Here is a 12,641-nt window from a genome sequence, read left to right as displayed (position 1 = left end):
CTGCCGATTGTCCTCAGATCCGCACGTTAAGATGAGAAGATGCCAAAATGAATCAGAGTGATTTCATGAAGAAAATTTTTGTTGCCGCCTCGCTGCTCCTGCTTGCTGGCTGCACTCTCACCAAAGAAGCAGAAGTCAGCAGTGTCGATACCACCAGTGGACTGGTGCGTCTGAGCTATAACCAGTCGATGATGCAAACCGCGAATTACGACCAATACACTGCGCAAGGAATGGCGAACAAACAGTGCCAACAGATGGGTTACGCTACGGCAGTGCCTTTCGGCCAACCGATCGCAACATGCAGCCTGATCAGCGGTTCGGTTTGCATGAATACAAAAATCACTATTCAATATCAGTGCCGTGGTATGGCGTTTTCTCACACCACTGGTAATTGGTAATTGGTAATTTTCGGGCCAGCAATCATGCTGGTCTGTCCATTTATTAATAATCAAAACAATTCTCATTTATTTAATTAACCACGGCAATGCGTGTTATTCTCATTAAATTCTTTAATAAATGATTTTCCATTTAACCTTTTGCAAATAATTAAATAACAAATTATAGTGGCCGCTTCTATTTTTCTATTTTCCGGAGCCGCACCATGTTAAAAGCAGAGATGATTGAAAAACTCAATGAACAAATGAATCTGGAACTGTTTTCTTCCCTGCTTTATCAGCAGATGAGCGCATGGTGCAGCTACCACAGCTTTGAAGGTGCCGCCGCTTTTCTGCGCCGTCATGCGCAGGAAGAGATGACGCATATGCAGCGTCTGTTTGACTACCTGACGGATACCGGCAGCCTGCCGCGCATCAATACTATTGAGTCGCCGGTTGCCGATTATGCCTCGCTGGATGTGCTGTTTCGCGCCACTTACGAACATGAGCAACTGATCACGCAGAAAATTAATGAACTGGCGCACGTTGCCATGACCTCTCAGGATTATCCAACCTTTAATTTCCTGCAATGGTATGTTGCCGAACAGCACGAAGAAGAGAAATTGTTTAAGTCAGTTATCGATAAATTAACGCTGGCGGGTAAAAGCGGCGAAGGGTTGTATTTCATCGATAAAGAACTGGCAACACTGGATATACAGAATTAAGAGCCTATCATAGTAGGCGTATAGTGTTGCAGCCAGTTTGGACGCGGACAGCGCGCAACAACCGGAACGTACACGCCGTAGGTGAGGATTACTCGCTTCGCTCGCCATGAAGGGCCGCCGCAAGCGGCGTTCAACATGCCAACACATTTGGTGTGAGCTCTGCCCAGGACCAAAATGGCAAATAAAATAGCCTAATGGGATAGGCTCTAATTACCAGGCTCTAATTACTCAGGCGGTAAATACTATTCTTTACCGCCGTTTTTATCAATGTTTGCAGATTTTACTTTCGTGAGTGGAAAAACCCTCTTCCGCAGGAATGAATTTTCCGCGCGCAGCTAAAAACGTCACCAGTTGCGCCGCCGTCATTCCCTCTGCTGAGCAAGTATGAAAACGCGCCGTTTCCCCAAAGCGCGCGATAATAGCTGCCGCAAGGCTCTCCGTGGTGTAATGTTCGCCGGATGCAATCATCATATTCAGTACTTCGTGGCCATGTATTGATGCCATAAATCCTCCTCGCAAAAGATGCATCATAAACACAACATTTCCTGAAGACGTTGCGTTAAGACAGGTTTACATGCATCCGGTGCAACGGGCATATCACCCGATTTGATTTTGCTGACACCTCAAACATCATTGTAAACATATTTTTACACGTTATGTAACGACTGTTTGACGAATCTACTGAATTATCTTACTCTGCGCCGCAGTTTGGGCTGGTAGTGTGTTTTATTGCAGAGGAAAGCGTGAAAAATCGAACATTGGGGAGTGTTTTTATCGTCGCTGGCACCACGATAGGCGCAGGAATGTTGGCAATGCCGCTTGCAGCAGCTGGCGTTGGGTTTGCCACCACTTTGGTGTTGCTTATCGCGCTGTGGGCAGTGATGTGTTACACCGCACTGCTCTTACTGGAGATTTATCAGCATGTTCCCGCCGATACCGGTCTGGGATCACTGGCAAGGCGCTATCTTGGTCGCTATGGGCAGTGGATCACTGGTTTTAGTATGCTGTTTTTAATGTATGCGCTGACCGCAGCGTATATCAGCGGTGCAGGAGAGTTGCTGGCGTCCAGTATTAGCCAGTGGTTTAACGTTGCGCTTTCGCCCGTCGCCGGCGTGCTGCTGTTCACTATTATTGCCGGTGGTGTCGTATGCGCAGGTACTTCGCTTGTCGATCTGTTTAACCGCTTTCTTTTCAGCGCCAAGCTCCTCTTCCTCGTGGTGATGATGTCGCTGTTAATGCCGCACGTTCAACAGGCGAATTTGCTGACCATGCCGCTTGAAAAAGGACTGGCGCTGTCGGCAATTCCAGTGATCTTCACCTCGTTTGGTTTTCACGGTAGTGTACCGAGCATTGTGAGTTACATGGGCGGCGATATCCGTAAGTTGCGCAGGATATTTATCACCGGCAGCGCCATTCCGCTGGTGGCCTATATTTTCTGGCAGCTTGCAACGCTCGGCAGTATTGATTCATCAACGTTTATGGGCCTACTGGCCAGCCAGGCAGGATTGAACGGGTTGTTGCAAGCTGTGCGCGAGGTGGTGGCCTCGCCGCATGTGGAACTGGCTGTTCACCTGTTTGCTGATCTCGCGCTGGCCACTTCTTTCCTCGGCGTGTCGCTGGGATTATTTGATTATCTCGCGGATCTTTTCCAGCGACGTAACAACGCTGCGGGACGACTGCAAAGCGGAATGATCACGTTCCTGCCACCGCTGGCCTTTGCGCTGTTTTATCCGCGCGGATTTGTGATAGCGCTGGGCTATGCCGGTGTCGCGCTTGCCGTGCTGGCACTTCTGCTACCGTCAATGCTGGCCTGGCAAAGCCGGAAACATCATTCGCAACACCGTTACCGCGTTCCCGGTGGCAAACCCATGCTGTGCCTGATTTTCGCCTGTGGCATTGCGGTTATCGCCATTCAGTTTTTAATCGTCGCCGGTTTGCTACCTGAAGTGGGATAAGCCTGAAAAAACGTGCGAGAAGATCCGTGCGTTTTTTTGTGTTTGGTGGATGATATCAAATGGCCAGCAAACAAAAGCCGTTGTTGATTATATCAGGCCTGTGCGAGCGAACTTCACCCTGTTAATACTCGCGTCTCAGTACAATAAATGGCGGGTGAAAAATGGGCCTTGACCCCGAAGCGTTGAAGTCTGGGCTTGTTACTTCGGTAGTGCCTCACAACGGAAATCAACGCACTGATTCAGGACTTCTCGTGCCATATCGATTAGCTTTTTCCATAATCTGTAATGGTACATAGCGATCAGGATCCCCCATACGCATAACAACTGTTTTTGTTATTTTCAGGTTTCGCGCAGACACACCAATTTGAAATCCACCGCCTGGATTTGTAGTAAGGGCTGTGCGACTACTGGTTTCAAAAAGCGCGCGACCTGTTCGCAATATCCGAAATACACCAAATGCAATAAGCGCAATATCCGTAGGATCGGTAAGCGGGGTTTCAAGAGGTGCCTCTTCCATACGCATAAAGATACCGTTGGTATCGTATATTTTCTATAAACCGGGTGTCTGATTGACCGAATAGCCAATGTATATATCTATTTCATCATCAAGAATGGGTTGGGAATTAAGCGGCATCTTGCGTGGCGGTCACTCGAAAAAATACCGTCCGGGAATATTAGATTCAAACGTAAAAAAGTACCCTGGCTCTTCCTGAAAAGTAAGAGTATATCCAGCCCTGGTTCGTTCCTTATCGTCCATTAGGGAAGTTCAAGTTATCGATGCGCTTCCTGATTGACCCGTAGTTACAAGGACCAATCGTCACGAGGGCTACATTTTGAATTCAAAATTTAGTCTCCATTTCATCGCCACTCGGCAAATTTCAGGCATAAAAAAACCACCTTTCGGTGGTTTACACGACACTGCTTATCATTGATTTTATTCTTGTTTTCCCATGGTACCCGGAGCGGGACTTGAACCCGCACAGCGCGAACGCCGAGGGATTTTAAATCCCTTGTGTCTACCGATTCCACCATCCGGGCTCGGGAAGAAATTGGAGGCGCGTTCCGGAGTCGAACCGGACTAGACGGATTTGCAATCCGCTACATAACCGCTTTGCTAACGCGCCGTGAATCTGGATGCTTTTCAGCTAGCACCCGCTTTGTAAGCCGATGCCTTAATTGGAGCGGGAAACGAGACTCGAACTCGCGACCCCGACCTTGGCAAGGTCGTGCTCTACCAACTGAGCTATTCCCGCATTATCAAGTTTTGTTCTAATCACTTGATTTTTCTATCTTCTGACAAGCAATGCTGCCTTCCGATGCGTTGCATTCTACTTAGATGACGCACTGAGTCAACGATATTTTTCAAAACCCGGATCGTTTGCTGAAAATTACGACGATGCGATCAAGGTTCAAGCAGATCGCCACGTGCTGCGTTCAGATATTGCAGCATTGACCATAATGTCAGCCCGGCAGCAACGAAGAACAACGCAATACCTGCATATTCAACCCAGATATTTGGACGCCACAGCAGCCCTACCAGCGCCATCATTTGTGCAGTAGTTTTCACTTTACCGATCCAGGATACCGCTACGCGACTGCGTTTCCCCATCTCCGCCATCCACTCACGCAGCGCAGAAATAATGATCTCACGGGCGATCATAGTAGCCGCAGGGAGTGTTACCCACCAGGTATGATAATGTTCAGCCACCAGCACCATCGCGATGGCGACCAGCACTTTATCGGCAACCGGATCGAGGAAGGCGCCAAAACGGGTGCTCTGATTCCAGCGACGCGCCAGATAGCCATCAAACCAATCGGTTATCGCCGCAGCACAAAAAATGAGCGCACAAACAAATGGTGACCAGTAAAAAGGAAGATAAAATGCCAACACGAAAAAAGGGATCAGGATGACGCGAAAAAGGGTAAGCAGCGTAGGAATATTTAATCGCATAATGGCGTTAACTGTCTGTTGTCCGTAAATTTTCGCTCTATGGTGCTACAGAGCCCCTAATGTTTCAACGAGTAGAAGATCTTTTCTGCCAGTCCTTGCGAGATCCCCGGCACTTTTGATATTTCATCAACACTAGCATTGAGTAATCCCTGCAATCCACCCATATATTTCAACAGCATTTGACGACGCTTTGGCCCCACGCCTTCGATCGTTTCCAGCGAACTGGTGCTCTTCACTTTGGCACGTTTTTTCCGGTGACCGCTGATCGCATGATCGTGCGATTCATCGCGAATATGCTGGATAACATGCAGCGCCGGAGAGTCCGGTGGTAGACTAAACCCCTCGCCTTCCGGCTCAAAGAATAGCGTTTCAAGCCCGGCTTTGCGATCGGCGCCTTTCGCCACCCCCAGCAGCAACGGCTTGTGCTTATCCCATGGAACATCCAGCTCGGCAAAAACCGCCTTCGCCTGACCCAGTTGCCCTTTGCCACCGTCAATAAGGATCACGTCAGGAATTTTGCTTTCCTCAATCGCTTTGCCATAACGGCGACGAAGGACCTGATTCATTGCGGCGTAGTCATCACCGGGAGTAATGCCGGTGATGTTATAGCGGCGGTACTCAGCGCGTAATGGCCCATTGGTATCAAAAACCACACATGATGCGACTGTTTGTTCACCCATTGTATGGCTGATATCAAAGCACTCCATGCGTTTTACTTCTGGCAGTTGCAGTACGCTGGCCAGCGCGGCCAGACGCTGGTGAATGGTCGATAGTTGCGAAAGCCTGGTGCTTAGCGCCGTGGCAGCATTTGTGCGCGCCAACTTCAGATAACGCGCGCGATCGCCGCGCGGTTTAGTCTGTATATTAACCCGGCGGCCAGCCAGCTCAGAGAGTGAATCAGCCAACAGCGTTTTATCACTGAGATTGAAATCCAGCAATATTTCGCCAGGCAGAGTTCGCATCTGACTGCCCTGCAAATAAAACTGACCGACAAACGTTTCCACCACTTCACCCAGCTCCGTACCACCAGGCACTTTGGGAAAATAACTGCGGCTGCCAAGTACTTTCCCCTGGCGAATAAACAGCACATGTACGCAGGCCATGCCAGCATCAAACGCTACGCCGATAACATCAAGATCGTCGCCGGTGTTAGAGACAAACTGTTTTTCCGTGACCCGCCGTACCGCCTGAATCTGGTCGCGCACGCGCGCGGCTTCCTCGAATTCCAGTGCATGGCTAGCCTTCTCCATGCGGGCGATAAGTTGCGTCAGCACCTGATCGTCTTTTCCGGCAAGAAACAAGCGAACATACTCAACTTGCTGAGCATACTCTTCTTCACTGACCAGGCCTGCGACACACGGCCCAAGGCAGCGACCAATCTGGTATTGCAGGCACGGGCGGGAGCGGTTGCGATAAACGCTATTCTCACACTGGCGGACGGGGAATATTTTCTGCAGTAGCGCCAGTGTCTCACGCACGGCATAGCCGTTCGGAAATGGGCCGAAATATTCCCCTTTCGCATGTTTCGCACCGCGGTGCATCGACAGTCGGGGGTGCGTATCACCGCTGAGAAAAATAAACGGGTAGGATTTATCGTCCCGCAACAAGACATTATAGCGAGGCTGGTAAAGCTTGATGTAGTTATGCTCCAGCAGCAACGCCTCAGTTTCGGTATGCGTCACCGTCACATCAATCTGTTGGATTTGCGCGACCAGTGCTTCGGTTTTTCGGGAGGCAAGATTGCTGCGGAAATAGCTGGAAAGGCGTTTTTTAAGATCTTTCGCTTTACCAACATAGATAACAGTACCACCAGCGTCATACATGCGATACACGCCGGGTTTGCTGGTCACCGTTTTGAGGAAGGCTTTTGCATCGAAAACTTCAGTCACTGACTTAACAACGTCTCCGCATTACACAGACCATGGCGAATGGCGAGGTGGGTCAATTCAACATCACCGTGAATGTTCAATTTACTGAACATTCGGTAGCGATAGCTATTCACCGTTTTAGGACTCAGATGGAGTTGTTCAGAAATCTCATTCACCTTCTGACCTTTCGTGATCATCAGCATAATCTGCAATTCTCGTTCAGACAAACTGGCAAACGGAGAGTCTGTTTTTTCAGGTTCGATCTGGCTGAGTGCCATTTGCTGAGCAATATCAGAGGCGATATAGCGCTGTCCGGAATGCACAGAGCGAATTGCATTCACCACTTCCTGTGGTGCGGCGCCTTTGCTCAGATAACCGGATGCACCTGCCTGCATGACTTTCGCTGGCAGAGGATTTTCCGTGTGAACGGTAAGCATAATGACTTTGGTGTCGACGTTAGCTCGCGCAATTTTACGCGTGGCTTCAAGGCCACCGATTCCGGGCATACTCATATCCATCAAGACGACATCCACGGAATTGGCCCGACACCATTTGATGGCATCTTCACCGCAGTTGACTTCGCCCGTGACTTTTATGCCTTTAACGTCTTCAAGAATGCGTCGTATCCCTGCGCGCACCAGTTCATGATCATCAACAAGTAGTACGTTGATCAATGGAGTATCTCCGAAAAGAGGGATAACGCTGCTGAAAGCTAATTAAACGTATATTAACGGGTTTTCACCCAATAATGAAAGGTAAAATAACCAGCACTTTTCGATTTTGTTCTCGTTTCTGGAAATTAAGTTGTACAAGATGTGGAAAGTGTTTGCATGTTCTCAAAGCGTTGCTTAAGAAGGCCTACACTGCATTTTTCATAACGTTGCTAAAAAGTTTTTACTTTCTCAGGAATTATCTGAGCAATATGTAACAACGATTAACCACGCTTAAACGCTGTTTAAACATATATTCTTAGATAATAGAAAATTCTGATATTTATTTCAGTAAGTTTAATATAACAAACCGGACAATAACGATCAAAAAACAACCACTGCATTCTTTTGGCCGTGTTGTGGTATACTCCGCCGCTTTAACGGTGATCGTCGCGCAACGGCGCGGCTCCATAACGAGGAAAATAAATTGACCACACCTGATTTTTCCACTGCTGAAAATGCAAAGGATCTGGCGCAGGAAGTCTCTTGCCTGAAATCATTGTTGACGCTGATGCTGCAAGCAATGGGTCAGGCAGATGCCGGCCGCGTCATCATTAAAATGGAAAAGCAAATTAAACAAATGGAAAATGAAGCTCAGGCAGCGGTATTTTCCAGCACTGTTAAGCAAATTAAACAAGCTTACCGCCAGTAATAAAAACCGGCTGTCTGGTCACCTGACAGCCGGCTGATTTCTGAGCCGTCTCAATGAATAATCAAATTATTCCGGTCGCCGCAGCATAACAAGCAATCTGCGTTTTATTGGGTGCATTGAATTTCTTCTGCATATTCTTCTGATGAAAATTGACGGTATTCTCAGAGATCGACAAAATCATGGCGATTTCCGCCGAAGTCTTGCCTTCCGCCGTCCATTTCAGGATCTCACGTTCACGCTTACTGAAGCGCATCTCCGGTGTCAACACCATCTGATCCTCCAGCCGCGTCAGCGCCAGCAGGCTGAGCTGCACCAGCGTCTGCAATCGCAGTTCAATCTCATCTTCAGACAGCATTTTGCCAGACAGACTGCTACGCGAAACCGAGAGAAAACCCAACGCATGATTAGGCAGCATCAGGCATTGTGAGATCCCTTTTCGCAGGCCATGATCCCGCGCAGCATCCCACAAGACCCTCGCATCCTGGAAGAGCGTGTCATTCCAGGGCAAATGTCCCTGAATGAAATTTTCGGCTTTAAGCACGGGATCAATGGCAAAGAAATTCTCCGCCTGATATTGCTGCATCCAGGCCTGCGGATACGTCGTTTCAACGCTAATCCTGGGCCGCGTAAAGGGCACTGGGTGGCGAATGCAAAGTGCAAAGTAATCAAACTCCAGCAGCTGTGTTTGCCGCTGTAACTCTGTATGAACATCCTTAGCCGCTGTCATCTCCTGGAAACGCGACATCATTTCGCGCCGCCAGGTAAAAAATTCTTTATCCTGCATACCGACCGGTAATACCCCTGCTTTTAATAATCATTATTATGTATGCATTAAGCTAACACATAAAACTTAATTATGAATATAAAATATTGGTTAATGTGGGAACACGTCGCAGAGGCTGACGGATTTAACACTGCCAACCCACAGGAAAAAACTGCGTGGCTATTGGATAATTACAAAAATATACGCGAATAATAACCGCAGCTTCGGTGTGCTATTAATTCCGACAAAAAAATTTAGCTTAGGTTAAATTAACGCGATTCAGCAAACAGGCAGGCGGAATCGCGCCATGTTTATTGCATCAGGAATTTTTCCAGAAATTGCCGCGTTCGTGGTTGTTGTGGTTGGGAAAACAGCAGCTTCGCCGGCCCTTGCTCCACAATGCGCCCGTGATCCATAAAGATCGCCCTGTCCGCCACATCGCGGGCAAAACTCATCTCGTGGGTCACAATCACCATGGTGCGTTTCTCCTGCGCCAACTGGCGAATGGTATTCAGCACTTCGCCAACCAGTTCGGGGTCGAGCGCGGAGGTTGGCTCGTCAAAAAGGATAACATCAGGACGCATCGCCAATGCGCGGGCAATCGCGACACGTTGCTGCTGACCGCCGGATAAACGACGTGGAAAGCTCGTCTCTTTCCCCTTCAGCCCCACTTTCTCCAGCAACTGACGCGCTAACGCACAGGCCTCTTGTTTAGATTCACCCTTCACAATCACCGGCCCTTCAATAATGTTCTCCAGCACCGTACGGTGCGGAAACAGATTGAAGTTCTGGAACACAAATCCGACATGCTGACGCAACTGGCGGATAGCCTTTTTCTGCTCGCCAGGCGATCGTGAGGTATCAATGGTGATGGCCCCCACCCGGATCGTCCCACTCTCCGGCTGTTCCAGCAGATTAATACTGCGCAGTAAGGTGGTTTTACCGGACCCACTAGGGCCGATAATCGCCACCACTTCCCCCTCCTGAACCTCCAGATCGATACCGTGCAGGACGGTCTGACCGTGGAATTTTTTCACCAGATTTTTAACGTCGATAGCACTCATTTTGCATCACGCTCCTGACGGTTAAGCTGGTTTTCAAAATAGTTCTGCAACGTAGAGAGCACGGTCGCCATGACCCAGTAGATTAGCGATGCTGCAAGATACATAGTGAACACTTCCAGCGTGCGTGACGTGATCAGTTGCGCCTGGCGGAACAGTTCCGGCACCTGAATAGTTGCGGCCAGCGAAGTATCTTTGACCAGACTGATAAAACTATTACTCAACGGCGGTAGCGCCACGCGTGCAGCCTGTGGAAGAATCGCGCGGCGCAGTGTTTGCCAGGACGTCATGCCAATACTTGCGGCCGCTTCCCATTGCCCCTTATCGATGGAAGAGATGGCTGCTCGCAAGGTTTCCGCTGCATACGCTGCCGTGTTAAGCGAAAGACCAATCATCGCCGCAGGGATGGGATCCAGCTCTATGCCAAACTGCGGCAGACCGTAATAGATCATAAACAGCTGAGCGATCAGCGGCGTACCGCGAAAAATTGAGATATAAAAGCGCGCCAGCCAGCGTACCGGCAGTAGCAGCGACATCCGCATCAACGCCAGCACAAAGCCCAGCAGCAAACCAAAAAACATGCCGCCAATACTCAATTGCAGAGTGAATACTGCCCCCTTGAGCAAATAAGGGGCTGAATCAATAACGAGCTGTAAACTCTCTTGCATCAGTATGCTACCTGCGTATCAGATATGCGGATGATAGGCGAAAAGCGCTGGCGCGCCGCCGGTATGGACGAAAAGGATCGGGCCATCGTCTCTAAAACGTTTCTGCTCAATGCCATCGAGTAAACCCGCCATCGCCTTACCGGTATAGACCGGGTCGAGCAAAATCCCTTCCAGGCGCGCCAGCAGCTTCACGGCTTCCATCCCTTCATCATTTGGCATGCCATAACCCGGCGCAAAGTAGTCATCCCAAAGCACAATATCGGCCTTAGCGCTTATCTCCAGATCGTGAGCGATCGCCTGCTGCAAACTCACAACTTTGGGTTTTTGATCCGCCACGCTGCGCGAAACGGTCACGCCAATTAACTCGACGTCCGGCAATAACTGCTCCAGCCCAACGGCAAGTCCGGCATGGGTTCCGGCACTACCGGAGGCGACCACCACCGACGACAGCGCGACTGCGCCTTCGCACTGTTGGGCAATTTCCAGCGCGCTTTCGACGTAGCCCATGGCACCCAACGCATTAGAACCGCCGACAGGAATCACATACGGGCGAAACCCCTGCGCCTCGACCCGCGTAGCGAGCGCGTCAAGTTGCGTAGCCGGATCGGTTAACGCATCGCACATTTCAACTTGTGCATTGAACAGATCCAGCAGCAAGCGGTTGCCATTGCTGAGATAGTTTTCTGCCTTCGTACCAATGGGATTTTCCAACAGAGCAACGCAGTGTAAACCCAGTTTCGCCGCCACTGCAGCGGTCTGACGCACATGGTTAGACTGAATCGCGCCTGCGGTAATCAGTGTGTCCGCACCTTCTCGTAGCGCATCAGCAGCAAGAAACTCCAGTTTGCGCAGCTTATTGCCGCCCATCGCAATCGGCGTCACATCATCGCGTTTGATGAAAATCTCGCGCCCAAGGTAATCAGACAGGCGCGGCAGGTACTCCAGCGGCGTCGGTGCGCCAATAAATTCAAGACGAGGAAAGCGGGTCAGGTTGTGCAAAGACATATAACCTCCGAAGACCGGATAACGTTGAGCATTGTTTTTATTATGCACATTTACAGAGATGAAATAAAAAAGGCGCTTTTTTAAGCGCCTTTTTTAACGAGGAACGATCACTTCGTCACATCTGTTCCAAACCATTTTTCCGATAGCGCTTTCATCGTGCCATCTTTTTGCATATCAGCAATTGCCACATCAATCGCCTGCAACAGATCGTCATTTCCCTTGCGCAGCGCCACACCGGATTCCTGACGTGAGAATGCATCACCGGCTACTGCCAGGGTATCTTTGGTTTTTTTCACCAGATCCAGTGCCGCAAGGCGATCTACCAGAATCGCATCGATGCGGCCAACGCGCAGATCCTGATATTTTGTCGGATCATCGTCATAGGTGCGAATATCGACGCCCTGGACGTTCTGGCGCAACCACTCTTCGTAGTTGGTCCCCAAGCCAACGCCGACTTTTTTCCCTTTCAGATCGGCTGCAGTTTTAATGCCAGCTTCATTGCCTTTTTTCACCAGCGCCTGGATACCGGAGACGGTATAGGGAGTGGAAAAATCATATTTTTTCTTGCGTTCATCGGAGATGGTCACCTGGTTGATCACCACGTCGATGCGTTTCGAGTCCAGCGAGGCCAGCATACCGTCCCATTTCGTCGGCTTGAGGGCGGCTTTCACCCCCAAATGCTTCGCTAACGCATCGGCGAACTCCACTTCAAAACCCGTCAGCTTGCCATCATCGCCCTGGAAACTGAACGGCGGATACGTGCCTTCCAGACCAACTAACAGCGTGCCGCGCTCTTTGACTTTATTCAGCAGGTTTTCCGCGGCGAATGTTTTTGCGTTTACCCCCGCCATCAGCGTGACGGCCATAACGGCCATCAGCGCACGACGTCCCAGAAGTGCTAGTTTCATA

General features: G+C 49.7%; 15 protein-coding genes and 3 tRNA genes. 5 read left to right on the top strand and 13 right to left on the bottom strand.

The window, feature by feature from the left end:
- The first annotated feature begins 65 nt into the window (after positions 1 to 65).
- Entirely contained in the window at positions 66 to 398 is a 333-nt protein-coding gene (gene yecR, locus BM427_RS17280) for a YecR family lipoprotein (RefSeq protein WP_167518572.1), read from the top strand.
- A 203-nt stretch (positions 399 to 601) separates the two neighbouring features.
- Positions 602 to 1,099: a non-heme ferritin gene (gene ftnA, locus BM427_RS17275; RefSeq protein ID WP_090123582.1), complete on the top strand. Its 498-nt coding sequence runs from the start codon at positions 602 to 604 to the stop codon at positions 1,097 to 1,099.
- A gap of 264 nt (positions 1,100 to 1,363) precedes the next feature.
- Here ftnA and BM427_RS17270 read toward each other — a convergent pair whose 3' ends face one another.
- Positions 1,364 to 1,603 (bottom strand): YecH family metal-binding protein, encoded by a 240-nt coding sequence (locus BM427_RS17270; protein WP_090123580.1) that lies wholly within the window; start codon positions 1,601 to 1,603, stop codon positions 1,364 to 1,366.
- A 239-nt stretch (positions 1,604 to 1,842) separates the two neighbouring features.
- Here BM427_RS17270 and tyrP point away from each other — a divergent pair, with 239 nt between their 5' ends.
- Positions 1,843 to 3,054, top strand: a complete 1,212-nt coding sequence (tyrP, locus tag BM427_RS17265) for a tyrosine transporter TyrP (protein ID WP_090123579.1) — start codon at positions 1,843 to 1,845, stop codon at positions 3,052 to 3,054.
- A 226-nt stretch (positions 3,055 to 3,280) separates the two neighbouring features.
- On the opposite strand, the gene BM427_RS25460 is transcribed toward tyrP, so the two are convergent.
- From BM427_RS25460 to uvrY, 7 genes are all read right to left on the bottom strand, one after another.
- Positions 3,281 to 3,577, bottom strand: coding sequence for a hypothetical protein (locus BM427_RS25460; RefSeq protein WP_139234428.1), 297 nt, complete (start codon positions 3,575 to 3,577; stop codon positions 3,281 to 3,283).
- 428 nt (positions 3,578 to 4,005) lie between these two features.
- Positions 4,006 to 4,092, bottom strand: a tRNA-Leu gene (locus tag BM427_RS17260).
- Between the two features lie 12 nt (positions 4,093 to 4,104).
- Positions 4,105 to 4,178 (bottom strand) — tRNA-Cys (locus tag BM427_RS17255).
- A 53-nt stretch (positions 4,179 to 4,231) separates the two neighbouring features.
- A tRNA-Gly gene (locus BM427_RS17250) sits at positions 4,232 to 4,307 on the bottom strand.
- Positions 4,308 to 4,456: 149 nt separating this feature from the next.
- Positions 4,457 to 5,005: a CDP-diacylglycerol--glycerol-3-phosphate 3-phosphatidyltransferase gene (gene pgsA / locus BM427_RS17245; RefSeq protein WP_090123577.1), complete on the bottom strand. Its 549-nt coding sequence runs from the start codon at positions 5,003 to 5,005 to the stop codon at positions 4,457 to 4,459.
- Positions 5,006 to 5,061: 56 nt separating this feature from the next.
- A complete protein-coding gene (gene uvrC, locus BM427_RS17240) occupies positions 5,062 to 6,894 on the bottom strand; it encodes an excinuclease ABC subunit UvrC (protein ID WP_090123575.1) in 1,833 nt (610 codons plus the stop codon).
- A complete protein-coding gene (gene uvrY, locus BM427_RS17235; protein ID WP_090123573.1) occupies positions 6,891 to 7,547 on the bottom strand; it encodes a UvrY/SirA/GacA family response regulator transcription factor in 657 nt (218 codons plus the stop codon). The genes uvrC and uvrY overlap by 4 nt, the downstream gene beginning before the upstream one ends.
- Before the next feature lie 299 nt (positions 7,548 to 7,846).
- On the opposite strand from uvrY, the gene BM427_RS26575 reads away from it, so the two are divergent.
- On the top strand, positions 7,847 to 8,014 hold the full coding sequence (locus tag BM427_RS26575) for a hypothetical protein (protein ID WP_482793371.1): 168 nt from the start codon (positions 7,847 to 7,849) through the stop codon (positions 8,012 to 8,014).
- On the top strand, positions 8,011 to 8,235 hold the full coding sequence (locus tag BM427_RS17230) for a DUF2594 family protein (protein WP_090123571.1): 225 nt from the start codon (positions 8,011 to 8,013) through the stop codon (positions 8,233 to 8,235). Before BM427_RS26575 ends, BM427_RS17230 begins: the two co-directional genes overlap by 4 nt.
- A 61-nt stretch (positions 8,236 to 8,296) precedes the next feature.
- On the opposite strand, the gene sdiA is transcribed toward BM427_RS17230, so the two are convergent.
- The 5 genes from sdiA to tcyJ form a co-directional block, all read right to left on the bottom strand.
- Positions 8,297 to 9,019, bottom strand: coding sequence for a quorum-sensing transcriptional regulator SdiA (sdiA, locus tag BM427_RS17225; protein WP_090123569.1), 723 nt, complete (start codon positions 9,017 to 9,019; stop codon positions 8,297 to 8,299).
- Between the two features lie 290 nt (positions 9,020 to 9,309).
- Positions 9,310 to 10,062 (bottom strand): L-cystine ABC transporter ATP-binding protein TcyN, encoded by a 753-nt coding sequence (tcyN, locus tag BM427_RS17220; RefSeq protein ID WP_090123568.1) that lies wholly within the window; start codon positions 10,060 to 10,062, stop codon positions 9,310 to 9,312.
- Positions 10,059 to 10,727 carry a cystine ABC transporter permease gene (tcyL, locus tag BM427_RS17215; RefSeq protein ID WP_090123566.1) on the bottom strand — a complete coding sequence of 223 codons (669 nt, stop codon included), beginning with the start codon at positions 10,725 to 10,727 and terminating at the stop codon, positions 10,059 to 10,061. Before tcyL ends, tcyN begins: the two co-directional genes overlap by 4 nt.
- A gap of 18 nt (positions 10,728 to 10,745) precedes the next feature.
- Positions 10,746 to 11,732, bottom strand: a complete 987-nt coding sequence (gene dcyD / locus BM427_RS17210; protein WP_090123564.1) for a D-cysteine desulfhydrase — start codon at positions 11,730 to 11,732, stop codon at positions 10,746 to 10,748.
- Between the two features lie 107 nt (positions 11,733 to 11,839).
- Entirely contained in the window at positions 11,840 to 12,640 is an 801-nt protein-coding gene (gene tcyJ / locus BM427_RS17205) for a cystine ABC transporter substrate-binding protein (protein WP_090123563.1), read from the bottom strand.
- Position 12,641 lies beyond the last annotated feature (1 nt).

Origin of the sequence: Kosakonia arachidis (assembly GCF_900116535.1) — a bacterium.
Lineage (GTDB): Bacteria > Pseudomonadota > Gammaproteobacteria > Enterobacterales > Enterobacteriaceae > Kosakonia > Kosakonia arachidis.
The sequence above is the reverse complement of the archived record's forward strand: the minus strand, read 5'-3'. Positions and strand labels throughout refer to the sequence as shown.

Excerpts from the sequence above, each read along its gene's own strand:
- yecR (WP_167518572.1), top strand. The coding sequence starts at position 66 with ATGAAGAAAATTTTTGTTGCCGCCTCGCTGCTCCTGCTTGCTGGCTGC.
- ftnA (WP_090123582.1), top strand. The coding sequence starts at position 602 with ATGTTAAAAGCAGAGATGATTGAAAAACTCAATGAACAAATGAATCTG.
- BM427_RS17270 (WP_090123580.1), bottom strand. The coding sequence starts at position 1,603 with ATGGCATCAATACATGGCCACGAAGTACTGAATATGATGATTGCATCC.
- BM427_RS25460 (WP_139234428.1), bottom strand. The coding sequence starts at position 3,577 with ATGCGTATGGAAGAGGCACCTCTTGAAACCCCGCTTACCGATCCTACG.
- pgsA (WP_090123577.1), bottom strand. The coding sequence starts at position 5,005 with ATGCGATTAAATATTCCTACGCTGCTTACCCTTTTTCGCGTCATCCTG.
- sdiA (WP_090123569.1), bottom strand. The coding sequence starts at position 9,019 with ATGCAGGATAAAGAATTTTTTACCTGGCGGCGCGAAATGATGTCGCGT.
- tcyN (WP_090123568.1), bottom strand. The coding sequence starts at position 10,062 with ATGAGTGCTATCGACGTTAAAAATCTGGTGAAAAAATTCCACGGTCAG.
- tcyL (WP_090123566.1), bottom strand. The coding sequence starts at position 10,727 with ATGCAAGAGAGTTTACAGCTCGTTATTGATTCAGCCCCTTATTTGCTC.
- dcyD (WP_090123564.1), bottom strand. The coding sequence starts at position 11,732 with ATGTCTTTGCACAACCTGACCCGCTTTCCTCGTCTTGAATTTATTGGC.
- tcyJ (WP_090123563.1), bottom strand. The coding sequence starts at position 12,640 with ATGAAACTAGCACTTCTGGGACGTCGTGCGCTGATGGCCGTTATGGCC.